The sequence below is a fragment of the Paraburkholderia aromaticivorans genome (assembly GCF_012689525.1).
GTDB classification, from domain to species: Bacteria; Pseudomonadota; Gammaproteobacteria; order Burkholderiales; family Burkholderiaceae; genus Paraburkholderia; species Paraburkholderia aromaticivorans_A.
Genome location: NZ_CP051515.1, coordinates 2387460 through 2412565 on the forward strand (window position 1 = coordinate 2387460; position 25106 = coordinate 2412565).

Consider the following 25106-nt stretch of genomic DNA (forward strand, 5'->3'; position numbering starts at 1 on the left):
GGGTCCGCGTCAGACTTTATGGATGCGCGCCCAGCGCAAACCAGGACGGCAGGCCGCGACGGCCGCGCCTGGTTCAGGAGGACTATCGAACGCTCAGCGGCTATACATGGCATTCCAGTCCGCAGCCGACACGCCGCCACCCGACTGGGACGTGTCGCCACGCGCGCCGCCGTAGTTGCTCGTCGATGCATCGCGCGCCGCCACCTTCGTTTCGGCGGCCTGGATTGCATCAGGATAGTGCGTCGGATCGCCGTCACCGACGTGATAACCCACGCTCTCGAGTTGCACGAGTTCTGCGCGGACCTGCGCACGTGTCGTGTGTTCCGTCGACTGAGCGAACGACGCAACAGGGATCACAAGCGCGCTGGCAATAAGGACTCCACGGATAATTGGTTTCATGGCAAACACCTCGATAAATGTTGAACCTGCCTGCAACACACTCAGTTGTCTGAAGCGGTAAATGGTCTATGCTTCAATGTTGTCGGGGTTAACCCCAGATCGATCAACACATCGTTTACCGGGTGCGCGTGAATGTACGCAACGACTGGCTCGCAATGCACGAATGAGCGTCCCGACTCGATCAATCGCGATCTGATCGCGCCGCCCCGCGCGCCATCGATCGACATTGCTTTTCTGCGGTAGCATCATCACCACAACCCGGAGGCTCGAAATGACTGCGAAACCGCTGACACTTGGCATCGATCACATCGGCTTGACCGTTCGCGATCTGAATCTCACTCGCGACTTTTTCATCAATTGTTTGGGATGGACGCAAATTGGCGAGAAGCCGGACTATCCGGCTGCATTCGTGTCTGACGGGCAGGTGATGCTGACGCTGTGGGAAGTCCAGAATCAGGCGGGCCGCGTGGAATTCGACCGCAAAACGAACGTGGGCCTGCACCACCTGGCGCTGCGCGTCGGCAGTGAAGCAGCGCTCGAAGACGTGTTCTCGAAGGTGTCCAAATGGCCCGGCGTCGAAGTTCAATTTGCACCAGAAACCTTGGGTGCCGGCCCGAAGCGGCACACGATGATTTTTGAACCGGGCGGAATCCGGCTCGAGTTCGACTTCGATCCGCGAGTCGCGACCGCCTGAGCGCGTGCTGTTACCGGAAGCAGACTCAGTGCGGCAGGCGGTCCGCGACTTTCGCTACGCCCGCCGCCGCGCACACTTCGTCCTTGTCGCCGCCGGGTGCGCCGCCGATACCGAGCGCGCCCACCATCTCTCCGTTCACCTTGAACGCTACCGCACCGGGCAACGCCATGACGTTGTGCACGGTCGCGAGTTGCGGTGCGTACGGACTCGTCTTCATCAATTCGAAAAAGCCACTCGACCGGTCGAAGCCGAATTCGGGCCCTAGCGTCACGACGGTGAAGGCTTTGCGCATGCTCGATTCGGCGGTGTGTACCGTGCTCCTGTCTCCGCGCAACACCACTTGCGGCACGCCATCCATATCGAGCACCGTCGCGGTCACCCAGTAATGCTTCGTTTCGCACACGCGAATCGCTTCTTTCGCCGCGTCGAGAGCGACGTCGAGCGGCAAGGTGTAGTGGTAGCCGGACGGCTGCGGTTCTTGCGCCTGACTTGCCGGCGACATAAGCGACGCAATGCATAGCGACGCGGTCAGACTAAAACGTTTCATGATTACACCGTGCGGCGCCGCCATGGCGCCGTTTGAACAGATCGATAAAGGGCAGTAGTGCGCACATCGAGTATTGGCACAGGTTGATTGATAAAACCGGCTTGCGGTCCAAGCGAACTATAGGGGTCGCGGCGGCTGTTTGGCACGGCCTGTCGCTGAACAACAGTTTTTCCTTGATGGAATAAATGCTTCCAGGAGTGGTTGTCTTTGCGTACGCCACGCGTTGCCAATATCGGCGGACTTTCTTGACTCCATGTATCAAGTGTTGTTTGTACGACTGCGTTCTTCCCAGACGAAAAAGTGCGTAATCTCGTGCCACGCTCTGAGGAAACGCCATGGATATGTCCGTCACGCTTGCTCCCACCGACACAGCCGCGACCACGATTCGACTCGAATCGCATCCGGGATACCGCCGCGTATTCCAGCCGCGCGAACTCACTGTCGGGCTGATTCTGCCGTTGGAAACGCACCCTGGAATGCCGCACCCTACAATGCGCGACCACATTTCGATGGCGCAACGCGCGGAGAGCCTGGGCGTCGCAGCATTATGGGCACGCGACATTCCGTTCTTCGATCCCGCGTATGGCGACGCCGGGCAGATTTTCGAGCCGCTGATCTATATCGCGCAACTCGCTGCCGCAACGCGCAACATCACACTCGGCACGACGGGCATCGTGCTGCCTATGCGCGAACCGCTGCTGTTGGCGAAACAGGTCAATTCGCTCGATCAACTGACGGATGGACGCGTTGTGATCGGCATGTCGAGTGGTGACCGGCCGTCGGAATATCCCGCCTTCGGCATTGACTTCGAGACACGTGGCGAACGGTTCAGAGACGCTTACGGCGTTTATCGGAATGTCAGCGAACGCGCGTTCCCACAGTTCGCCTCGGCGCGCTTCGGACGATCGCCAGGTGGGCTGGATATGCTTCCCAAGCCGCCGTACGGCCGAACGCCCGCCATTGCCGTCGGCCGCTCGCAGCAAACGTTGCAGTGGATCGCAGAGAACATGGATGGTTACCTCGGATTCGTTCCGGATCCATCCGAGTTGCGCAGCTTCGCAGAAGAATGGCGAAACCTCACACAGTCCGCCGCCAATACGGCCGCATTCAAACCACTGGCCTTTGGTGGATTCCTTTATTTGCATCCGAAGCCCGATCATCCGTTTACACGAATTCGCGGCGGGTTCGCCATAGGCAGCCGTGCGTTGAGAGACTTCCTTGAGCAGGCGCGAGACGCCGGTGTCAATCATGTCGCACTCAACCCTCGGGTCACGCCGCGCCCGTATGTCGAGATACTCGATGAACTCGGCTCGATCGTACTCTCGGCTTTCCATCCTCAATGACGGCACCGCGGAGTTCGTAACGTTGTCGCTATTCAACTCTGGCGGCGTACGGTGCGGTTCTTCAGGATAGACCGACGATCTGGATCTTCACGAGCGTCGTTCCGAAAGCGGCCTCGTCAGCGCTTAACGCGTGTGCGATCGACTCGCGCAAGAAATCAATCCATGTTCTGATTTTAGCGTCGAGGTACTGACGCGATGCATAGTTTCGGAACGTATCCATATGTTCGACTCCACCGACAGGTTAATCCTGCGACTTTTGTCTCGATCGTTGCGGCACCCAATCGAAATGTGGCGAAGCGTTCTTTTGAATACGACGCGTTGGCATGTCGCGTCTATCTCATGTCTCGGCAACGCGAAGTGCTGCCGGATTTCGGAGCCCGCAAATTGATCGGCCACGCCTCTTTGATTCTGCCATGCATAAGTGCATTTCCAATTTGCCATCTTATCGTCAGGCGCGCCGGCCTATAGACTGCTCTTAAGCTGCTACGCGATGCTCCCCCGCTATTTTCACGTCTGAACCGCTGAGCAATGTCCTCACACTGAAAAGGATCGATCATGAAACTCATGCGTGTAGGTTCGCAACCTTCGATGAAAGGCCCTGAAGCGAACTTCACGGGTACTGTTCGCATTGACCCGTTGAACCTTCCGCCAGAGCCGGCGCGCGTTTCCGTGGTGAGCGTGACGTTTGAACCTGGCGCGCGGAGCGCCTGGCATACCCACCCTCTTGGACAGACGCTGATCGTCACCGCAGGCTGCGGATGGACTCAGTGCGAAGGTGAACCCATCGTCGAAATTCGGGCTGGCGACGTGATCTGGTGCCCGCCAGGTCACAAGCATTGGCACGGCGCATCCGCTACGACTTCCATGACCCACATTGGCGTTCAGGAAGCACTGGATGGCGTAAGCGTCGTCTGGATGGAGAAGGTGACTGACGAGGAATATCAGATCGGGCCTACTAGCGGCGAGCATGGCCACAATCATTCATAGTGCGGTTCAGAATGGGCATCATCTGGGCGCCTAATCGTCGGCGCTCAGCGGCCATCCCTGAGAAAAACTATGAGTTGCCGTGCTCCTCAGCCGGCTGTCCGTCCGGCAAACATACCGGGGCATCTCAACTGGACAAACGCGCTTTTTATGCTGACAGTCTATTCGACTGTCAGCCGCTTCTACTTGTGCATCATTCCATTGAAGCCACCACCTCGTCGGTAGTCAGCACGCCGTGCGCGAGAAATGCGTAGTTGATCATCGCCGCCTTGTATCCGTCGCCCCAAACAGGATGCCGCGGTCCGGCAGTGGCATCGCTAACAACGAAAACCTCGAAGCCCTGTTCGAGCAGATCACGCAGATGTGACTCCACACACATGTTGGCAAGCATGCCTCCGAGTACCACCTTTCTCACTCCCCGCTTGCGCAGTTGAAGGACAAGATCGTTGGTCTGCGGTCCGAAAACTTTGTGCGGACTTACAACAATCGTCTCACCGTCGTTGATGTAAGGCTTGAATTCATCGAGCCAGTCAGCACCGGAGCCTTCGAAACCTTCCAGACTCAGCTGACCACTACGCGCAAACGTGCCGGTAGCGAATTCATCGGCTTCCAACGGTCCATTGAATTTCCATACACGATCGGTCGGGAAAAAATAATGGGGCGATATAAAGACCGCAAATTTCGCGGACTTTGCCGCCTTGAAGATCCGCAGCATGTTTTCTACCGTCTTGTTCTCTGTCACGCTTGCTCCCACCGCGCCCCAGTTCTTGCCGTTCTTGCTTAACACATCGACTTGCGGGTCAATGAAAACCACGCCTGTCTCAGTTCGATCAAAGGACACTTCGGACCTCCAATAGAGTGCGCAAGGCTCGCTAACTTTCATCGATCCGAGCCCCTCCGATCAGAGTAGGAAACGGAGGACTGAAAAGCAACGATGGTCCGACAGATTTCGATGGCGCATCCCGAGCGCGGAGACAACCCGGCGGCGTTCCGGGCCGTCGTCGCAATACTCGTGCTGATCCTCGCGAGCGACCAGTCGGCCACGGGCGGCCGGGCGTTACTCCGGCTGCTATGTCCGCGTCACTGTGTCGGGCGATTTTCCGACCATACGCTGGCGAGTGATGCGCACCTTCACACCTGCGGTGCAGGCACCCGTGGGTTGATCATTGTGCGCCAATAGGCGCCAGCATGGCAGGGACGCGGACCGCAAGCCGTTTCCGGGCAGCGACGGGTCTCACGACACGCAGCAGAAGTATCGGACGAAGGCGCTATGCCTCCAACTTCCGCTCGCTCATCCACTTGACGATCGCCGGATCTCGATGCGAAAAGAAGCTGCTCTTACCAAGGTCGAGTCCGGCGATCAGGGCGAAGTCCGACTCATCAAGCGGGAAGTCGAAGACGTGATGGTTCTCCACCACTCTCTCCTTGCGCAATGACTTCGACGCCATTGTTCAGAGTCACTTGCTGCATATCTGGTCCTTGTTCCCGTTCGATTGACTTGCGTTAGCGGTCAACGCGTTGCTGCATCTGCGCGGGATAGCGCTCTCCGACAATCTGAACATCGTGTAACGCCGCTTCGATCGCCGCGAGATTGTCCGCCGACAGTTCCACAGCGGCGGCCCCCACGTTCTCTTTCAACCGATGCAGCTTCGTGGTGCCCGGTATTGGCACGATCCCTGGCTTTTGTGCGAGCAGCCAGGTTAGTGCAATTTGCGCGCGCGTGACGCCTTTTCCCGCCGCTATCTCGCCGAGCAGGTCGACGAGCGCCGCATTCGCCTTGCGATTCGCTTTGGAAAAGCGGGGCACGATGTTACGAAAATCGTTCGAGGCGAACTCAGTACCTGCGTTGATCGCGCCGGTCAGGAAACCCTTGCCGAGCGGGCTAAAAGGAACGAAGCCGATACCGAGTTCTTCGAGCGTCGGCAGCACGGACTGCTCCGGCTCGCGCCACCATAACGAGTACTCGCTTTGCAGCGCGGCGACCGGCTGTACGGCATGAGCCCGGCGGATCGTCTGAGCGCCCGCCTCCGACAAACCAAAGTGCTTGACCTTGCCTTCCCGGATGAGGTCCTTCACGGTTCCCGCGACATCTTCGATCGGCACGTTCGGATCGACGCGATGCTGGTAGAAGAGGTCGATCCGATCGGTCCTGAGCCGCTTCAACGAGGCCTCCGCGACCGCGCGGATGCGCTCAGGCCGGCTGTCGAGCGGGTTCTTCGAATTGCCGTCCTGGAACCCGAACTTCGTCGCAATCACGATCTGATCACGAAACGGCGCGACCGCTTCGCCCACCAGTTCCTCGTTGACGAACGGGCCGTAGCACTCGGCCGTATCGAAAAACGTGACGCCCGCATCAAACGCCGAACGGATGAGTACGATGCCGTCGGCTTTCTCGACGGCCGGCCCGTAGCCAAAGCTGAGACCCATGCAACCTAGACCGATAGCCGAGACCTCGAGTCCACCGTTACCAAGCTTGCGCTTTTGCATTGCTTTATCTCCTTCGGATCGCCAAATGGCATGTGGAAGGCCCAGCTTAGTCTGCTGCGATGCATTCAACAATCGGCTTACAATTGCATAGGCTTATGAACATTCCTCAACTATGCAGAAAGCTGGCCTTTCGGATCTGACGATCTTCGTGGAGATTGCCCATCAGCGCAGCTTCAGTGCGGCCGCGCGTAGCCTGGGCGTGTCGCCGTCGGCGCTCAGTCATGCCATGCGCGCGTTCGAAGCGCGCCTGGGCGTGCGAATGTTCAACCGGACGACCCGTTCGGTCGCGCTCACTGAGGCAGGAGAACGGTTACTGCGGCGCGTCGGTCCCGCCCTCGCCGATCTGCAAGGCGCGGTGAGCGAAGCGGCTTCCACGCGTGACCGTCCGTCGGGGGTGATTCGCATCAGCGCGTCTGAGTCCGCGGCAAAACCGCTCGTGCGCAGTGTGTTGCCGAGCTTCCTGACGCGATATCCGGACATTCATATCGAAATCGTCGTCGATACGCGCTTGGTCGATATCGTTGCCGACGGATTCGACGCGGGCATCCGCGTACTACAAGACGTTCCGCGCGACATGATCGCCGTGCGCTTCGGAGACGACATGCGGTTCGTAGCCGTGGCATCGCCGGACTATTTGCGGCAACATCCCGCACCGCAGGCACCCCACGATCTTGCGCAACATCGCTGCATCCGCTTTCGTTTCGAGAGCGGCGCCCTGTATCGATGGGATCTCGAACGTCGCGGAAAAAGCGCGAGCATCGATGTCGATGGTCCGATGACGCTCGGCAACCTCAACCTGATGATCGAGGCCGCGCTCAACGGGATAGGTATTGCGTGGGTTCCGGAATACATTGCGGCAGAACAACTGCGGTCGGGGCAGCTCGTCGCGTTGCTCACTGACTGGAGCCCATCGTTTCCCGGGCTCTGCCTCTATTACCCGGCGAATCGCCACCCACCCACAGCCCTTCGATTATTTGCGAACGCAGTTCGGGACTGGGCCGAAGGCGATATGAAAGTCACACCGTCCGCGCCTCGCTGGCAATGACGACGCGTGTATCGGTCGACGGTCGTCTCGTCTATCGAATTCACGCTTGCCCCTTCGGGCTGAGTGAAAAGTCAGTCGCGTCGACGCGTATCGCCCAGCGGCGAGCCACGCTACCTGTCTTCATCGAGCCGCGGACTCCCGCAAAGGTGCCGGGGGGACGACGGTCTCGATCCGGCCGGTTTTGACTTCATAGACCAGACCCGACACGATCACGCCATCGGGGAGGTCCCGGTTTGCTTTAAGCGCTGCGACATCGAGGGCCACCGCCTCGTAGGGCTCCGTAATAGCGAGATCGTCGAGCGCGGCCGTCTCGACACCCATATGCCTCGCGAGCAACGCGGGTGCGTGCTTATGGCAGCCGATAATCCCGCAATCCGTGTGCTGTAGCAGGACGAGATTACGCGCACCATCCGGGCGTCCCGCCGCTTTCGCGACGACGGCGAGGATCGCCAGCGTCTCAAGCAACGATTTGTTGACCCGGCCACCGACGTTACGGATTACCGCCGCTTCACCTTGTTTCAACCCCAGCACGCTCGCGGGATCGACGCGAGGATCGACGCAGCCGACGACAATCGTCCCCGTCGACGGCATCATCTTGAGTTCAGGTGAAAACCCCGTGTTAGCGAAGTCAGCGTTGCGCTCCAGCATGACATCATTGAAGTCCATTTTTTTCTCCAGCGTAGTGAATGCAAAATTGCCCGGTGAATGCCATGGGCGAGATGACGATGACCGTATTGCGCGAGACGACACACCTTCAGGCGAGTACTTCGATATCCCTCACTGGCTCTTCGCCTGGCGCGCGCAGCGTTCGCTCCAGCACGTGTGTCCTCGGCGTGCGGTCGATCACCAGCCCGAGGACGTCCGGACGGCTGTAATGACCGCGTGAGTCCATCATGCGTTTGCGCTTGTCGATCTGCCAGAAATCCAGATCCGCAATAATCTCGCCCTCTCCTTCACGCAGCGGCTGGCCGCCCATGTACTCTCCCTCGGGCGAAATAATGGCAGTGAAACAGCCGCTGGAAATCGGGCCAACCTCGCTGGTATGGGTATCGTGCAGAATCTGCTGTTGCTGCTCGGGGGTCAGCCACGCGGTCGCGTTGACAACGAAGGCGCCAGCCTCCAGCGCGTGCTGCCGGATATTGACGGAGATCTGCTCCGAGAACAGGTCACCCGCGAACGAACCCGGATACATGGCCGAATGGATTTCCTCGCCATCCGCCATCAGCGCATAGCGCGCAAGCGGGTTGTAGTGCTCCCAGCAGGCCAGTTGACCGACCCGGCCCACGGCGGTATCGATTGCGCGCAAGCCTGAGCCGTCGCCCATTCCCCAGACCATTCGCTCGTGATAAGTCGGCGAGAGCTTGCGGCGACGTTGCACCAGCGTGCCGTCGGCATCGAACAGGAGCTGGGTGTTGTAGATCGTGCCGCCGTCGCGTTCGTTGACGCCGATCGACACCACCATTGCGGCCTGGCGCGCCGCTTCGCCAATCGCACGGGTGGTCTCCGACGGAACAGTCACTGCCTGATCGAGCAGCTTGTAATGCTCGGCTCCCATGGCGAATGGAGATTCGATGAACGAAAAGTACGGGTAATAGGGAACGACAGTCTCGGGGAAGGTTGCGAACTGAACGCCCTGCTTGCCGAGTTCCAGAATTTTCCTGACAACCTTGTCGACCGTGCCTTCCCGACTGTAGAGGACGGGCGCGATCTGGACGGCTGCGGCCCGGATGATTTTCGACATGACAGTGTTCCTTTCGTTGACTGCGAGGCGGATGAGAGAAGTGCCTGTACCTTAACGCCGCGGGCCATTACGATGGATGTCGTTGTTGCCACCTTTCATGACGTCTGTCATTCGAGCGCAGGAGATCCACTACTCGAACTCGTTGGCCTGACATTTGGGAATGCGACTCGAACAGCACCGGTTCACGGTCACTTTTATATTGCGGACGGCAGGAATAGATATGCATCGGATCGGCTTCATCGTGCCGCCAAGATTTCAGCTAATGAGCCTCGCGGCCCTGACGGTGTTCGAGCTAGCGAACATGCCGCCGTCAGGCCGGTGCTACGACGTCCATTTGCTGTCTGAACATGGCGGTCCCGTCGAATCTTCGGGTGGCATGACATTGCAAACCGAGGCATTCGGCGATCCGGCATTCGACACGCTTATCGTGGGTTCGATCACTGAAATGAAAATGCCGTCGTCCGATGCAACGATGATTGCGTTCGTGAAACAGGCAGCCAAAGCATCGAGACGAATAACCTCCATCTGCAGCGGTGCATTCGTTCTTGCCGAGGCCGGGCTTCTGGATGGCCGGCGCGCGACCATGCATTGGGCACATGCATCTGAATTCAGGGCGCGCTTCCCGAACGTCATAACGGAAGAAGATCGGATCTTCGTCAACGACGGTCCAATCTGGACTTCAGCGGGAATGACCGCCGGCATCGACCTTGCCCTGGCGTTGCTCGATAACGACCTCGGTCCTGATACCGCGAAAATGGTCGCCAGGCTTCTTGTCATGAATCAGCGTCGGCTAGGTGGGCAGAAGCAGCATTCCGCACTGCTCGACATGACGCCGAAGTCCGATCGGATCGAATCGGTGCTGGCACATATTCGCCGAAACCTGCGCAATCCGCTGACCGTCGAGGAGCTTGCAGATGTGGCCAACCTCAGCCCTCGTCAGTTCAGCCGCGCCTTTGTGGCCGAAACCGGTCAGTCGCCGGCCAAGGCTGTGGAACAGCTTCGGCTGGAAGCAGCCAGATTCATGATTGAGCAAGGCCGGCACACGATTAACGTGGTGGCGCAGGAAACGGGCTTTGCGGACCGCGAACGCATGCGCCGCGCGTTCCTCCGAACGTTCGGTGTGCCCGCCGATTTCCTGCGCAGGAGCGCTCGACGGGAACCGGTCGCCAGCAGCTGAAATCCGCTTGCTTGCCCGTCCGCCGCCAACCCCGCCGCCATCTCACCGTCAGTGGGGCACAGGCAGGCCAAGCCGCCACATCAGATTGCCCCGAGCGCGCGTTTCGCAGAGGGTATGGAAAAAATCAGTGTGATAGATGCGTGAGCGTGCCAGCAGGTTGCCCAGAATCGTCCGTTCGTGCATGTCGTAGGCGCGGTCGTCAAGGTCGGGACGTTCCGCCCTCAGGCGCGCCCCGTCCTCACGAAAATTGTCGCGTCGAGCGCCCAGTACAGCGAGGTCAATATCGCAGGCAAAGCGATCGTCCAATCCGGCCGGCACACGCGTATGCTTCGTCGCCAGGATCATTTCGCAGATGCGTTCGCCCACGACGATGCGGTCATCCGCCCATTGCCGGAACCAGTCCGCGCTGCGTTGCTCGTTGTCCCGTGCGCCGGGAACGTAGATTACGTCGTGACACCACAGCGCAAGTTCCACGACATCGGGATGAGGAATCGCGCTACGCGCCTGGTCGAGATAGTTCAAGCAGCGGCGAATATGACGCAGCGTGTGGTAATGACGTGCCGGTTCGGCATAAAGCTGCACCAGCTCGTCATAAGCGGCCTCGGCGCGCAAGCCGCCGCTGCTTGACCACACTGCGATGAAGCGCGTCTGCGTCTGACTCATTCCCGCCTCTTTCCACCATGTCCGGATCGCGTGACCGTCCGGCGCCGTACCCATCACGACCGCGTTTCTTTGCGCCGATCCACTCGCCATGCTCAAAGAAACTCCTCGCGAATGTCGATACTCGAGCGTTGCCCAACGTCCCGGTAGTGATGCGTGAGCCACGCGTCGGCCTCGCGCCGCCCGTTATCGCGCAGTCCGCAAAGAAAATCCCAATCGGCGTTGTACTTGCTGGACACGCTGAGCGCGCACATTGCCTCGTCGGATCGAATGGAATGGATCAGCATCTCCTTCATCTCGCCACCATCGACTTTGCCTTGCTGGATCAGATCGGTGACGAAGGCGATCGCGCGCATCTCACGCATCAGCGACGAATTAAAGCTGATTTCGCTGACGCGGTTGAGGATGTCGGCAGCCGAGATCGGCACGCCCCGGCGAACGAGCGGGTTGATGTGGACGATCACGACGTCGCGCGTCTTGCAGTGGTAAATCAACGGATAGATGGCCGGATTTCCCATGTAGCCGCCGTCCCAGTAGTGTTCGCCGTCGATGACGATCGCCTGGAACAGCGTCGGCACGCACGCAGAGGCAAGCACGGCGTCCGCGCAGACATCCTCGCCCGTGAAGATGCGTATTTTCCCCGTCTCGACGTTGGTCGCGCACAGATACAGCTGGATGGGACATTGCTTTCGCAACGCGGTGAAGTCGACCTGACTGTCGAGCACCTCGCGCAGCGGATTGAGATTGTTCGGATTGAACTGGTAGGGCGAGAAAATGCGCAGCGCCATGTCGGCGAACGCGTATAACGGCGAATGATCGAACCCGAAGCTGTGCGTCCCTTTCAGCCAGGGCATCCAGCGCAATGGGTTGTAACGCTCGGCGGATTGCGCCACGGCGTACCAGAAGTCGTGCAGCGTCTGCCGTGCGCCCTCCTCGCCTCCTTTCAGCAGCCCGTACGCGAGCACGGCGGCATTCATCGAGCCGGCGCTGGTCGCACTCACCCCTTCAATCGCCAGCCTGCCGTCCTCGAGCAACCGGTCGAGCACGCCCCACGTGAACGCACCGTGCATCCCGCCCCCCTGCAAAGCCAGCGCGACCGGCTTGCGCTCGTCATCGCCGCGACGTTTTGTATTCTTCGTTGTCATTGCCCGTCTCCATCGATCGCTCACCTTTCGCACAACGCCAACGCATCGAGCAAGGCCTTCGCCTCTCGCATGTCGGCGGTATCAAAGCCTTCTGCCAGGCTGCCGTACACCAAGGACAACGCCTGGCGAGCGTCCGCCGTTTTGCCCTGGCATTGCCACAAACGGGCGAGGCTCGATACGGCCCGCAATTCGAACGACCTGGCGCCATGACGGCGGGCCACTGCGATCGCCTGATGAAAGCAGCCCTCGGCTTCTTCCGCACGGGTAGCATGGCCGATGCGATCGCTCGACGCGTCGAGCAGCAGTTGCCCTTTGATCCGATGTAACTCCGCCTCGAAGCAATGCTCGCCCGAACGACTCACCATCGCCATTGCTTCGTCGATCGCGCCGAGGCCCGCGTCCGTCTCTCGCGCTTGCCGGTAGCTGTCGGCGAGCAGCGCCAAAAAGTACGAGTAGCCCATTTCGGCCCCGGTCGCGCGGTAGCCGGCCAGGCCCTCGCGTATCTGCGCAATCCCCTCGTCGCGGCTACCCTGCTGGACCAGCGTCCAGCCGCGCAGAATCGTTCCCCACGCGAGCCAGAACGACATCCCTTGCTCGGTCGCGAGTGACATGACGGCCTCCGCGTACTTGCGGGTCAGCGTCACATCGCCGCGAAACAGATGCAGTTGCGCCGTATAGGCCAACGTCAACGCCAGGGTCGAGCCGCCGGTATATTTCCTGGCCAGTGCCAGACCTTCCTGGCTTCGCTTGTTTGACTGATCGGGGTATCCCTGATGCCACAAGGTCCAGGCCATGAAGTTCAGGGCGCGCACGCCCGGATCGATCACGTGGTCGTAGACCTGCTCGTCATGTCTTTCCTGGAGATAAAAAACCAGAGCTTGTTCCTGGTGGATACGGGCAGCTTCCAGATCGCCCTGGAAGAACAGGCTTGTCCCGAGCGCGAGATGCGCCTCCACGAGCAAGGCCGGTTTGCCGACCTGCCGTCCCATGCGCAGCAGCCGCTCTCCCAGTTCGTTCGCAGTACGGTATTCCGCGCGCAGCTGGTAATACGTCCTCAGCCCCAGTTGCACCGGGAAGATCTTCGATGTCTCGCCGATCCGTTCGCACAACGCCAGCGCGCGCGTATACGCCGCCGCGACCTCCGGTGCGCCATAGCTGCGAACAGCCGTCAAGGCGGGGCCCAGCGAGAGCAGTAGCGTCAGTTCCTGTTGGGCGCGTTCGAGCGTGTCGGGCAAATGCTCGAGTAATTCCCGCGCCGCGCCGAGATGACGCATCGCGTCCAGATGGGCGGAATGCTCGAGCGCCTGTTGCCCGGTGCGGTGCAGATACTCCACGGCCTTCGGAATATTGCCGCTCAGCCTGTAGTGATGCGCCAATTCGCTCCAGTAGTCCGCGATACGGGTGGGGAACAGCGCCTCGATGGCCTGCGCCGCACGCTCGTGCAGGGCGCTACGGCGCTCTGTCAGCAACGAGCGGCCGGCGACTTCCTGGGTCAGCGCGTGCTTGAACGAATACTCGACCTCCGGAAACGCGGGACGCTCGTAGATGAATTCCGCGGCCTCCAGCCGGGCCAGCAGATCCCGCAGCGCGTCATCGGTCGGGGCGCCCGGCCCACCGCAGATGCGCTGGACCAGACTGAACGAAAACTCCTTGCCGAGGACTGCCAGGGCCTGCAGCAAATCCTTCTCAGCCACGGGAAGCCGGTCAATGCGAGCGGCGAGCACCCCTTGTACGGTGGTCGGAATATGCAGCGCAGCCGGGGTATGCTCGATCCGGAAACGGCCGGGTTCGCCAAGCAGCGATTTCTCTTCGACCAGCGTCTGGACAACTTCCTCCATGAAGAAAGGGTTGCCCTCCGTCTTCTCCAGAATGAGTTCTTTGAGCGGCACGAGAGTGGGATCGTCCCCAAGCAGCGCCGAGAGCAATCCCTGGGCCTCCGCCGGACCCAGCGGTTCGAGTCGCAACTGGCTGCAATGGCCCACGCGCTCCCAGACAGGCTGATACTCCGGCCGGTAGTTCACGAGGAGCAGGATCCGCGAATTCACCACACGGTCGATGAGGCTCAAGAGGAATGCTTCGGTCTCCCGGTCCAGCCATTGCAGATCCTCGAACAACAACTCGATCGGCTGGTCGAGGCTCTCCCGCGTCAGAAGCTCGATGATCGCGTCGATGGTCCGGTCACGCCGGATCTGCGGATCCATTTCCGCGAGCGCCGATCCTCGCTCGCCGACGCCAAGCAGAAAGAGAAGGTACGGCACAAGATCCTCGAAGCTTCGTTCGAGGGTCAGCGCCTTGCCCATGACTTTTTCCCGACACTGCCGCTCGTCGTCCCGAGCGGTGATCTGGAAATAGTTCTTCAATAGTTCGATGAGCGGCAAATAGGCGAAAGCCTTGCCGTGCGAAACCGAAAACGTCTCCAGCAGCACACGATTGCCCTGGGAGCGCTCCTTGAACTCATGGAACAGGCGCGATTTCCCGACCCCGGCCTCGCCTGCCACCGCGACGATCTGTCCGCGTCCCTCTTTGGTCTGCTCCAGCGCCGCATGCAAATGGTCCAGTTCGATCTGGCGGCCCACGAATCTGGCAAGGCCGCGATGGGCCGACAGTTGCAGGCGCGTGCGCAACGCGCCGGGACCCAATACCTCATACACGACGAGTGGCTCGGGGACGCCTTTGACCTGCGTGGCCCCCAGCGCCTTGAATTCAAAATAGCCCGTGGCCAGTTTGTGCGTGGACTCGCTCACCAGAATCGACGACGGGGCGGCGATCCCTTCCATTCGGGACGCAATGTGGATCGTGTGTCCGACCGGATCGTAATCGGTGTGCAGGTCGTCCGTACGGATCGACCGCACGACGACCTCCCCGGTGTGGACGCCGACGCGAATTTGCAGCGGGATGCCTTTTTCCAGACGAATCCTGTCCCCGTGGCGGCGCATCGCATGCTGCATCCGCAGCGCGGCATACAGCGCGCGCTGCGGATGGTCCTCATGAGCGATGGGCGCGCCAAACAACGCCAGGATGCCGTCGCCAAGCGATTTGGCGACATAACCCTCGTAGTAGTGAACGGCTTCCATCATCAGCGCGACGACTGGCTCGATCAGGCGCTGGGCTTCTTCCGGGTCCAGGTCGTGAACCAGCGCCGTGGACCCCGCCATGTCGGCAAATAGCGCCGTGACGGTCTTGCGCTCGCCGGCGATCCCGCCGCGGGCTTCCATGGCCGCCTGCTCGGCGCGGATGCGCTCGGCGAGGTGGTGTGGCGTGTAATGGATAGGCGCCGGGGACGGCTCTGAAGCGGAGCGTGACTGCACGGACGCCCCGGCGGGCCCGTCAGTCAACGACGCGCCGCATTCGCTGCAGAACTTGGCGGAAGGCCCCGCCTCGGCCCGACAGCGCGGACAGGTGCGTGCCAGCATGGCGCGGCATGCTTCACAGAAGCTGGCCCCAGCAGGATTCTCGAACCCGCACTTTGCGCAGCGCATACGATCTCTTCCCTTGTCCGGTGCCTGCTTCTAAACATTAGGCGCAGGACCCGGCTGCGACAAGAGGCGACCCGCCAGACCGTATCGTTAGTATCGTTAATTAGCCGACTAAGGGACTTCTTCCCGGTAGGCGCCATCGAGGCTGGCAATATTCCCATTAGCCATTTGCAACAGGTCTGGGGCTAGCCTATCTTGAATCACTGGACGGGATTGGCCGCGTTCGTTGAATCAAAGGCCAATCGAAGCATCAGCCGGTCAATTCGAGCACGGATAGTCAGCCTTCGAGTGCCAAAGGAAGCGTTGACAACAGCAGGGAGACGCGGCTATGACGACACCGCTGCATGGACAGATGATGGACGTGCCGCTGATGGTTTCTTCGTTGCTGGCGCATGCGTCGCGTCACTTCGGCACGACGGAGATCGTGTCGAAGCGCATCGAGGGCGACGTGCATCGCTACACGTATCGCGACTGCGAGCGGCGCGCGAAGCAACTGGCGCAGGCGCTGATCGCGCTTGGCGTCGAAGCGGGCGACCGGATCGGCACGCTCGCATGGAACGGCTACCGGCACCTGGAGACGTACTACGGCACAACAGGCTTCGGCGCCATCTGCCACACGATCAATCCGCGGCTCTTTCCCGACCAGATCGCCTATATCGTCAATCACGCCGACGACAGCTATGTACTGTTCGACATCACGTTCGCGCCGCTCGTCGACATGCTTGCGCCGCAATGCCCAAACGTGCTCGGCTGGATTGCAATGACGGACGACGCGCATAGGCCACGCATGTCGACGGCCGCATCGAGCTACGAAGCGTTGCTCATGGCGAAGGACGGTGATTTCGACTGGCCGCTCATCGACGAGCGAAGCGCATCGAATCTTTGCTACACGTCGGGCACGACGGGCAATCCGAAGGGCACGCTGTATTCGCATCGCTCCACTGTGCTGCATGCGTTAGGCGCATCGCTGCCCGATGCGATGGGCCTGTCCGCGCGCGATTCCGTGCTGCCCGTCGTGCCGATGTTCCATGTGAACGCGTGGGGCATTCCGCATGCCGCGCCGCTAACTGGCGCGAAGCTGGTCTTCCCCGGCAAGGACCTCGACGGCAAGTCGCTCTACGAGCTGATGGAAGCCGAACGCGTCACGTGTTCGGCGGGCGTGCCGACCGTGTGGCTCGGGCTGCTCAACTACGTGCGCGAAGCGGGCGTGCGGTTCTCGTCGCTGGAGCGCACGATAATCGGCGGCTCGGCGTGCCCGCCCGCGATGCTCAGAATGTTCAAGGACGACTACGGCGTCGAGGCCATCCACGGGTGGGGCATGACGGAGATGTCGCCGCTCGGTACGCTTGCAAGACTCAACTGGGAGCAGACGCAGCGCTCGCCCGACGAGCAGCGCAGGCTGCTCGAGAAGCAGGGACATGTGATGTACGGGGTCGACATGAAGATTATCGGCGACGGCGGGCGCGAATTGCCGTGGGACGGCGTCGCGTTCGGCGATCTGCATGTGCGCGGGCCGTGGGTGATCGACCGCTATTTCCGCCACGATGCGTCGCCGCTCGTCGATGGCTGGTTTCCGACCGGTGACGTCGCCACGATCGATCGCGACGGCTTCATGCGCATCACCGATCGCAGCAAGGACCTGATCAAGTCCGGCTGCGAGTGGATCAGTTCGATCGACATCGAGAACGTGGCGGTCGCCCATCCCGCGGTGGCGGAAGCGGCGTGCATTGCCTGCGCGCATCCCATGTGGTCGGAGCGGCCGCTGCTGGTGGTCGTCAAGCGTCCCGATAGCGATGTGACCCAGGACGAGTTGCGTGGATTCTACGAAGGCAAGGTCGCCAAGTGGTGGATCCCCGACGATGTCGTCTTCGTCGACGAGTTGCCGCACACCGCAACCGGAAAGCTGCATAAGCTGAAGTTGCGCGAGCAGTTCCGCGATTACGTATTGCCGACGGCACGCAAAGTTCAGAACTGTCCCTTGACCGCTCGGCCGACGGGCGGTTAGTACTAGCCTGGAAGATGCGGTAAAGCAGTGGACTGGCTGGCGCGAATCTCCGAAGTCAGAATTGCCGGCGCTCTGCGCGTCTTTACCTCTGTGCTGTCGCAACGAAATGAGGTCCGCTATGCAATTGTCCGCCGTCACAATCGTCAAGCCCGAAACGACTAACTTCATCCTCGGGCAAACCCATTTCATCAAATCCGTCGAGGATATTCACGAGGCAATGGTCGGCACCGTGCCGGGCATCAAGTTCGGCCTGGCATTTTGCGAGGCTTCCGGCAAGCGCCTCGTACGCCGGTCCGGCACCGATGAGGGCATGGTCGAGATGGCTTGCAAAAACGCGATGAGCGTCGCCGCCGGCCACAGCTTCCTTGTTTTTCTGGGGGACGGCTTTTACCCGGTCAACGTGCTGAACGCGATCAAAGCAGTGCCCGAGGTATGCCGGATCTTCTGTGCGACAGCGAACCCCGTCGAGGTGTTGATCGCCGAAACGGACCAGGGCCGTGGCATCGTCGGCGTGATCGACGGATTCTCGCCGCTCGGCGTCGAAAACGAGGAGGACGTGCAATGGCGCAAGGATCTGTTGCGCACGATCGGTTACAAGCTTTAGCAGCAATCGACGATCGTGCTCAATCACGAATTTATCTCCCCAACGAACCATGGAAAATCGACGCCTTGCACCGGGAACCCTGTGGCCTGCCATGCTGCGCCAGGCGGAGCACGCGCTGCGCTGCGGCGCGCTGCAGCAGATCGAGACCGTTCAGGCGGTGATCGAAAGCGGCGGCATCCGCTTTGTCGTGCGGCAGGTGTCGAGCCTGACCCGCAAGGAGCAGCAGCGCCGGCAAACGCAAAAGCTTCATGAGGGGGAGCGCCCATTGGCGAATCCATTCCTGCCCTACGAGCCGGATCTCTTTGTTGCCGATATCTCAGACACGCATCTGGCCTTGCTCAACAAGTTCAATGTCATCGACAATCATCTGCTGATCGTTACCCGTGATTTTGAAGCGCAGGACGCGCTCCTCGACCTGGCCGACTTCGAGTCGCTGATTGCCTGCATGGCCGAGTTCGACGGCATCGGTTTCTACAATGCAGGCGCGGCCGCGGGCGCGAGTCAGGCGCACAAGCATCTGCAAATCGTGCCGTTGCCGCTGGGCGACTCTGAACCGCCGGTCCCCATCGAGTCCATTCTGGCAACCACGCTCCTCGATGGTCTGGCGCAAACCGTACCAGGCCTGCCATTCCGGCATGCGTTCGCGCGTCTCGAGCCCGGCGCCGCGATCTCCGTGGATGCGGCGCAGCCGGTCCTCTCCTGCTATCGCGCACTGCTCGAAGCCGCCGGCGTCCGACCAGTCGAGGTCAGCGGTGAACTTCATCAATCGGCGCCATACAACCTGCTCGTTACACGCCGATGGATGCTGCTCGTGCCGAGGTCAGAAGAGCGTGTCGAGGGCGTATCGATCAACGCACTGGGATTCGCCGGGTCGCTCTTCGTGCGCGACGCGGCGCAGATGAAAGCGATCGAGCGGCTCGGCCCGATGGCCGCGCTGCAGCGCGTCACGATGCCCGCTAGCGCTCGGCGATAGCGCGTCCACACCTATTGTGAGTGCACTAATGCTGCCAAGGTTGGGTTGCGAGGAGTTGCGGCGCAAAGTGCGCGAGCCCTAAGTCCGCACTTTGCAGAAGCGCTATCGACAACAGCAAAGTGAGAGATCCCGCTCCGCCTCGGCACAAGCGCGAGCGGGGATTTGTCGAGATCAAACCCCGATCCGGAACAGCACCGACTTCTCCTGCGTATATTCATCCAGCCACTTCTCTCCGAATTCACGCCCAAGCCCGGACCGCTTATATCCACCAAACGGCGCGTCCATCAACGAATACAGGCCACCGTTGATCACCACACCGCCGGTGCGCAAACGCAGCGCCATGTCATAAGCCTTCGCCGGGTCGCGCGAATGAATGCCGCCATACAGGCCATATCGACTGTCATTGGCAATCCGCACCGCTTCTTCGTCACTATCGAAGCCGATCACGCTGGCCACTGGACCGAAGATCTCCTCCTGGGCGATCGACATATCGTTCGTCACGCCGTCGAAAATCGTCACGTCGTAGAAAAACCCTTTATCCAGATGCGCCGGCCGCCGTCCCCCGGCCACGAGCCGCGCGCCCTCGTCCTGCCCCTGTTGCACGAAGCGTTCGACGCGGCTACGCGCCGCTTCCCGGATCAACGGTCCGACCACGGTGCCTGCCGCCGCCGGATCGCCAACGCTCAACTGCTGTGCTATCGCGCGCATGGTTTCGACATACGCGGGACGAATGGCGTTGTGCACGATATGACGTGTGGCTAATGCACAGCCTTGGCCACAATGCGTCGACACCTGAAACACGCCCTCCATCGCCGCTTTCTGCACATCGGCATCTTCCCGGACGATCAGCGCCGACTTCCCGCCGAGTTCGAGCAACGTCTTCTTGATGGTCGGCGCGCCTTGCGCAAGAATCGCCGCTCCCACCTGCTCCGAACCCGTGAACGTCACCATATCGACGCGCGCATCCGCGGTCATCATCTGCGCGACGTCGGCATTGCCGGTGACGATGTTCAGCACGCCGCTCGGCAAGCCTGCTTCCTGAGCCGCCTCGCCGAACAGCAGCGCGGAAAACGGCGTGTGCGGCGACGGTTTGAGCACGACCGTATTACCGGCCAGCAAAGCCGGAAACAGCTTGGCAAGGTTGGTGAGAAATGGTGCGTTGAACGGCGTGATCGCCGACACCACGCCGATCGCTTCACGCACCACGACGCCACTGCCGATCAGTTGCGCACCCGCTGGATCGAAAGGATTGAGCGCGGTCGTAATCGGCAGATGGCGGGCTGTTTGATTCAGCGAGCGCTCGATCGCGGTTTCGACGATCTTCATCGGCGACGCGAACATCATGGTTTCGGCCAGTGCGCGCGTTGCCCCGGCTTCGACGATCTGCAACGCCTTGATGCGATCGGCCCGCGCGAGCAACGCGGCATGCATGCGCCGCATGAAGCCGGCGCGCTCGGCTGGCGACATGCCCGGCCACGGCCCGCGGTCGAATGCTTCACGCGCGGCGGCGAGCGCTGCTTCGGCTTCGACCAGTCCGCCAACCGGCGCTTCGCCGATCACCTCCTCGGTGGCCGGATTCAGTATGGCTTCACGCTCGCCGCTGTGCGGCGTGACCCACGCGCCGCCGATAAAGAGCCGCGTCTGTTCGGTAAATTGCTTCGGCAGTGCCGCAAAATCATTCATTCGATGTCTCCGTCCAAGTCTCTGTCAGATGGCGATAGCCGTGGCAACACGGCCACCGTCATTGCTCGCCGAGTATTAGTTCAGCCGCGCGCATGCCGATCGCCATGGCCGGCGCATTGGTATTGCCCGCGATCAGCGTCGGCATGATCGACGTATCGACCACGCGCAAGCGTTCCACGCCGCGCACCCGCAGTGTGGTATCGACAACTGCGGCGTCGCTGTTGCCCATCTGGCAAGTGCCTGATACGTGAAAGGCGGTCGAACCGAATTTGAAGTACGCGTCGACCAGTTCCTCATCGGACGTGAAGGCGGGACCCGGCGCGGTCTCCTCGGTGAAATGACCACCGAGCGCCGGCTGGCGCAGCATGCTGCGAATCAGCCGGATCAGCTCCACGCTGTGGCGGCGGTCCTGTTCGGTGTCGAGATAGTTGGCGTCGATAGCGAGCGGCGCAGCGGGATCCGCCGACGTGATGCTTACACTGCCCAGGCTCTGGGGATGGGTCAGATAGGCCACCCAGGTCATGCCGGGTTGCGTATCGATCGCGATCTTGCCATCCTTCACGGTCAGCGAATACAGACCGACGCCGATCTCCGCGTTCGGGCGCGTCAGCTCCGGATTGGTTTTGACGAACGCGCAGACCTCGTGTGCCGCATGTGTCATCGGGCCCGCGCCACGCAACTGGTAGCGGAACATGTTGGCGACAAGCGGCCAGCCGCGAAACTGGCGGTTCAGACTGCCGCCCGTGACGCGCGCGCTCAGCATCACCGGCCGGTGTTCGCGCAGGTTGCGGCCTACTGCGGGCACGTCGGCCACCACCTCGATGCCGAGTTCGCGCAATTGCTTGCCGTCGCCGATACCTGAGAGCTGAAGCAACTTTGGCGAGTTCAACGCGCCCGCGCTCACTAGCACTTCCTGGCGGGCATTGACCGTCAGCACGGCGCCCTCGGCCGTGCGCAGCGACACCCCCGTGGCGCGCTTGCCGCTGAAATTGATCCGCTCGACCTCGACCCCGGTGCGGATGTCGAGATTTGCACGACCGCGTACGGGATCGAGAAACGCCTTGGCCGCGCTCCAGCGGCGCCCGCGCCAGATGGTTCGCGGCTGGTAGCCGATCGCCGCATCCGCCGCGCCATTGATATCCCCGACGCGCGGCACGCCGCTCTGCCCTGCCGCCTCGATCACCGCCTCGCAAAGCGGATCGCCCGATGGATGCATCGACACTTTCAGCGGACCGCCGGCACCGCGCCATTGCGCCTCGCCGAGTTCGTGATCTTCCATGTTCTTGAAGCAACGGCCCATGTCGGCCCAGCCCCAGCCGGTGCAACCCGCCGCTTCCCAGTCGTCGTAATCCTGCGGATGGCCGCGCAGATACACCATGCCGTTGACCGAACTCGAGCCGCCGAGCGTGCGCCCTTTCAACCAGTCTTCCGAGCCGCCGCCGCTGCGCTGGGTGGCCCGATAGCTCCAGACGAGCGGGCCGCCCGGGCTCAGTATCTTGCCGATGCCGCGCGGCATGTGAATCAGCGCGCTGCGATCCGGCGGTCCACTTTCGAGCAGCAGCACGGATACGCCCGAATCCGCCGACAAACGATTGGCCAGCACACAGCCCGCCGAGCCTGCTCCGACAATCACATAGTCGTAATGCTCACGAAAAGCCATCGATTCTTCCTGTGACGAGTTCACGGGTTTTGTCCGTCGCCGACGGCGTTGCGCTTTCGAACGCCGCAGCCAATTTTCGAGAGATTATGAACACATATTTAAAATGTGTCTCTTATTTGCCCCTGCCTCCAGGGTATCTCTGGATAGTGCCTATGATCGACGCCCGAAAGGCCGGGTAACCCCTGATAGCGGATAAGTTGAACAGGTTCGATTCTGGTGATCAATTTAAGAAACAGCCAGTGGACGGTCCGACTGGCCAGCGTTATCTCCCGATAGTCAAGCATGCAATCCCACCCTTCATTTCAGTCCCAGCCGGCTATTCCACGCGTCGAAACCCCCGGTGCCATGCGCCGGGCCGTGCTCAGCCCGTCGCGACCTGATCCTGCACCCTATCGGATCTTGTCCTCGTCGACAGCATGGATATGAACATCTTCTGTGTTTTTGTTTCGAATAAGGGAAAACGAGAGAATCGGAGCCAAAATTCTATCTATAGAATTCAATTCCGAATCCAGGTGAATCCAAAAAGTCCCGACGAGCAGACTGCACAGAGTTGAACACTGTGTCTAATTCCCTGGGCGGCAGCGTGGAACCCACGAGGCCAGCAGCACCGTGCCGTCGCCAGCGTCAAAGAAAAACCCAGCCCCACCAGGGAGCCACGGAGACAAGGAGATGAAGGGAATGAGCAGCTGCGCCAGATTCGAGAAAAACCGGATGAGCCTCGGTATTGCGATGGCTCTGGGATGCTGGGCTGCCACGGCCGGCGCCGTGCAACTCAGCTCGAACCCCGATCTGAACATCAACTGGGACAACACGATCAGCTACAACCTGGGCATGCGTGCGCAGGGCATCAATGACTCGATCGGCAATAACCCGCTCTACAGCGAATCGGACTACAAGTTCAAGCACGCCGGCGACATCGTCACGAACCGCGTGTCCGACCTGACCGAACTCGATGCGATCTATCAGGACAAGTTCGGTTTCCGCGTGAGCGCTTCGCTCTGGAAGGACTTCGCGTACGGCGGCGGCGTGAACAACAATCCAGGCATGGCTTATCCGGGCGTGCCTTATTCGAGCCTGAATTCGTACAGCGGCAATCACTACAGCAGCTATACCGAGCGCTATTACCAGCAAGGCGCTGACCTGCTGGATGCGTTCGTGTTCTACAAGTTCGAGATCAACGGCCAGCCCAGCGCAATCAAGGTCGGGCGCTTGACTCAGTACTGGGGCAATGCGCTGATCTTCGGCAATGAAGGCATCAACTACGGTCAGAACGCCTCGGACAACATCAAGGGCGCCGCGTCGCCCGGCACGCAGGCGAAGGAGCTCGCGATTCCGCGCGCCCAGATCCTGTTCGAAACTCAACTCACGCCGACGGTCGGACTCGCCGCGCAGTATTTCGCCGAATACATGCCGACCCGTCTGCCGGAAGGCGGCACGTATCTCGGCACGGTCGGCTTCGGCTTCCAGGGGCCGAATCTGCTGCAGGGCTCGGTGCCCCGCGGGAACGACGTGATGCCGAACAACGGTTTTCACAACGACTACGGCGCCAAAGTCACGTGGGCTCCGCAATGGCTCGGCGGCACGTTCGGCTTCTACTACCGCAATCTCACGGAAACGCAGCCGTGGGTGCTGCTCGGCGTGAATCCGACAACCGGCGCGGCCAACTATCACCTCGCCTATGGCTCGAATGTGAAGTTGTACGGCATGAGCCTCGACCGCCAGATCGGCGACTTCAGCACGGGCTTCGAAGTGTCCTACCGGCATAACACCGCGCTGAACAGCGGCACCGGCCCGCTGGCGAGCGACCTGAGCGGCCAGCAAGGTGCGCGCGGCGACGTCGTCAACGTGATCGGCAACGTGCTGGCGGGCTTGTCGCGCACGCCGTTCTGGAACACCGGCAGCGCGCTGGGCGAAATCACCTTCACGCAGAAGGTCAAGACCACCAGCAACGGCGCGCTCTATAGCGGCGTGGACAACTCGGCCGAATGTCCGACCGGCAGCAAGTGGGCCGGTTGCTCCACCAACAATTCGGTTGCGCTGGCCGTGCAGTTCGATCCGCAATGGCTGCAGGTGTTTCCGGGCGTCGACATCGACGCGCCGATGTTCCTCCAGTACGGCCTGTGGGGCAACACGCCGAGTCTGGGCGGCACCAATCAAGGCTCGATGATCTACACCTTCGGCTTGCACGCGCTGATTCAGAACAAATACAACGTCACGCTGCAATACAACGGCTATCACTCGCACGCAGGCGGCCAGACCAACTTCGGTCTCGCCAACGGTTTGCCGAGCGGCGGTCCTTCGTATTACGCAACGGGCAACGGTCCGACTTTCTATAACGACAAGAATTGGGTTTCGCTCACGTTTTCTTCTTCATTCTGACGGGCGACGGTCGCGCCCGCTTTCTGTCACGGACGCCTTCACGGGCGCCGGATAAAAAGCCGTTTCGCACCAACTGGTTTTTCTGACACATATTCTGGAGACAA

Annotated in this window: 20 protein-coding genes and 1 pseudogene; 9 read left to right on the forward strand and 12 right to left on the reverse strand. The window is 60.9% G+C overall.

Features of this window, described 5'->3' with window-relative positions; translation table 11 throughout:
- Positions 1 to 93: 93 nt before the first annotated feature.
- Positions 94 to 399 (reverse strand): DUF4148 domain-containing protein, encoded by a 306-nt coding sequence (locus HF916_RS22520; protein WP_168791008.1) that lies wholly within the window; start codon positions 397 to 399, stop codon positions 94 to 96.
- Between the two features lie 271 nt (positions 400 to 670).
- On the opposite strand from HF916_RS22520, the gene HF916_RS22525 reads away from it, so the two are divergent.
- A complete protein-coding gene (locus HF916_RS22525; RefSeq protein WP_168791009.1) occupies positions 671 to 1093 on the forward strand; it encodes a VOC family protein in 423 nt (140 codons plus the stop codon).
- Positions 1094 to 1118: 25 nt separating this feature from the next.
- On the opposite strand, the gene HF916_RS22530 is transcribed toward HF916_RS22525, so the two are convergent.
- Positions 1119 to 1640 (reverse strand): GlcG/HbpS family heme-binding protein, encoded by a 522-nt coding sequence (locus tag HF916_RS22530; protein ID WP_041759553.1) that lies wholly within the window; start codon positions 1638 to 1640, stop codon positions 1119 to 1121.
- A 335-nt stretch (positions 1641 to 1975) separates the two neighbouring features.
- Between HF916_RS22530 and HF916_RS22535 the strand changes: the two genes are divergently transcribed.
- Together HF916_RS22535 and HF916_RS22540 are read left to right on the forward strand one after the other, a co-directional pair.
- Complete coding sequence (locus HF916_RS22535) at positions 1976 to 2983, forward strand: TIGR03571 family LLM class oxidoreductase (RefSeq protein ID WP_168791011.1); 1008 nt, start codon at positions 1976 to 1978, stop codon at positions 2981 to 2983.
- Positions 2984 to 3538: 555 nt separating this feature from the next.
- A complete protein-coding gene (locus HF916_RS22540; RefSeq protein WP_168791012.1) occupies positions 3539 to 3970 on the forward strand; it encodes a (R)-mandelonitrile lyase in 432 nt (143 codons plus the stop codon).
- 190 nt (positions 3971 to 4160) lie between these two features.
- Here the strand turns inward: HF916_RS22540 and HF916_RS22545 are convergent, their stop codons facing one another.
- The 3 genes and pseudogenes from HF916_RS22545 to HF916_RS22555 form a co-directional block, all read right to left on the reverse strand.
- Positions 4161 to 4850, reverse strand: a complete 690-nt coding sequence (locus HF916_RS22545; protein WP_431311409.1) for a cysteine hydrolase — start codon at positions 4848 to 4850, stop codon at positions 4161 to 4163.
- A 385-nt stretch (positions 4851 to 5235) separates the two neighbouring features.
- Positions 5236 to 5409, reverse strand: a pseudogene (locus HF916_RS22550) (aldo/keto reductase); the annotation flags it as partial.
- Positions 5410 to 5470: 61 nt separating this feature from the next.
- Positions 5471 to 6454, reverse strand: a complete 984-nt coding sequence (locus HF916_RS22555; protein WP_168791014.1) for an aldo/keto reductase — start codon at positions 6452 to 6454, stop codon at positions 5471 to 5473.
- Positions 6455 to 6566: 112 nt separating this feature from the next.
- On the opposite strand from HF916_RS22555, the gene HF916_RS22560 reads away from it, so the two are divergent.
- Positions 6567 to 7499, forward strand: coding sequence for a LysR family transcriptional regulator (locus HF916_RS22560; RefSeq protein WP_168791015.1), 933 nt, complete (start codon positions 6567 to 6569; stop codon positions 7497 to 7499).
- 120 nt (positions 7500 to 7619) lie between these two features.
- On the opposite strand, the gene HF916_RS22565 is transcribed toward HF916_RS22560, so the two are convergent.
- Complete coding sequence (locus HF916_RS22565; protein ID WP_168791016.1) at positions 7620 to 8165, reverse strand: carbonic anhydrase; 546 nt, start codon at positions 8163 to 8165, stop codon at positions 7620 to 7622.
- A gap of 88 nt (positions 8166 to 8253) precedes the next feature.
- Positions 8254 to 9240 carry a nitrilase-related carbon-nitrogen hydrolase gene (locus HF916_RS22570; protein WP_168791017.1) on the reverse strand — a complete coding sequence of 329 codons (987 nt, stop codon included), beginning with the start codon at positions 9238 to 9240 and terminating at the stop codon, positions 8254 to 8256.
- A gap of 220 nt (positions 9241 to 9460) precedes the next feature.
- Here HF916_RS22570 and HF916_RS22575 point away from each other — a divergent pair, with 220 nt between their 5' ends.
- Positions 9461 to 10417, forward strand: a complete 957-nt coding sequence (locus tag HF916_RS22575; protein WP_168791018.1) for a GlxA family transcriptional regulator — start codon at positions 9461 to 9463, stop codon at positions 10415 to 10417.
- 48 nt (positions 10418 to 10465) lie between these two features.
- Here HF916_RS22575 and HF916_RS22580 read toward each other — a convergent pair whose 3' ends face one another.
- From HF916_RS22580 to HF916_RS22590, 3 genes are all read right to left on the reverse strand, one after another.
- Complete coding sequence (locus tag HF916_RS22580) at positions 10466 to 11080, reverse strand: HD domain-containing protein (RefSeq protein WP_168792116.1); 615 nt, start codon at positions 11078 to 11080, stop codon at positions 10466 to 10468.
- Positions 11081 to 11172: 92 nt separating this feature from the next.
- Entirely contained in the window at positions 11173 to 12222 is a 1050-nt protein-coding gene (locus HF916_RS22585; protein WP_168791019.1) for a patatin-like phospholipase family protein, read from the reverse strand.
- 20 nt (positions 12223 to 12242) lie between these two features.
- The gene (locus tag HF916_RS22590) at positions 12243 to 15701 is read right to left on the reverse strand and encodes an adenylate/guanylate cyclase domain-containing protein (protein ID WP_168791020.1); all 3459 of its coding nucleotides are present in this window, start codon (positions 15699 to 15701) and stop codon (positions 12243 to 12245) included.
- Positions 15702 to 16026: 325 nt separating this feature from the next.
- Between HF916_RS22590 and HF916_RS22595 the strand changes: the two genes are divergently transcribed.
- From HF916_RS22595 to HF916_RS22605, 3 genes are all read left to right on the forward strand, one after another.
- Complete coding sequence (locus HF916_RS22595; RefSeq protein WP_168791021.1) at positions 16027 to 17703, forward strand: 3-(methylthio)propionyl-CoA ligase; 1677 nt, start codon at positions 16027 to 16029, stop codon at positions 17701 to 17703.
- Positions 17704 to 17821: 118 nt separating this feature from the next.
- The gene (locus tag HF916_RS22600; RefSeq protein WP_168791022.1) at positions 17822 to 18307 is read left to right on the forward strand and encodes an adenosine-specific kinase; all 486 of its coding nucleotides are present in this window, start codon (positions 17822 to 17824) and stop codon (positions 18305 to 18307) included.
- A gap of 49 nt (positions 18308 to 18356) precedes the next feature.
- The gene (locus HF916_RS22605) at positions 18357 to 19280 is read left to right on the forward strand and encodes an ATP adenylyltransferase family protein (protein WP_168791023.1); all 924 of its coding nucleotides are present in this window, start codon (positions 18357 to 18359) and stop codon (positions 19278 to 19280) included.
- Positions 19281 to 19451: 171 nt separating this feature from the next.
- Here the strand turns inward: HF916_RS22605 and HF916_RS22610 are convergent, their stop codons facing one another.
- Positions 19452 to 20963: an aldehyde dehydrogenase family protein gene (locus HF916_RS22610; protein WP_168791024.1), complete on the reverse strand. Its 1512-nt coding sequence runs from the start codon at positions 20961 to 20963 to the stop codon at positions 19452 to 19454.
- A gap of 58 nt (positions 20964 to 21021) precedes the next feature.
- Entirely contained in the window at positions 21022 to 22647 is a 1626-nt protein-coding gene (locus tag HF916_RS22615) for a GMC family oxidoreductase (RefSeq protein ID WP_206001842.1), read from the reverse strand.
- 654 nt (positions 22648 to 23301) lie between these two features.
- Here HF916_RS22615 and HF916_RS22620 point away from each other — a divergent pair.
- Positions 23302 to 25002 carry a DUF1302 domain-containing protein gene (locus HF916_RS22620; protein ID WP_168791025.1) on the forward strand — a complete coding sequence of 567 codons (1701 nt, stop codon included), beginning with the start codon at positions 23302 to 23304 and terminating at the stop codon, positions 25000 to 25002.
- Positions 25003 to 25106: the final 104 nt, after the last annotated feature.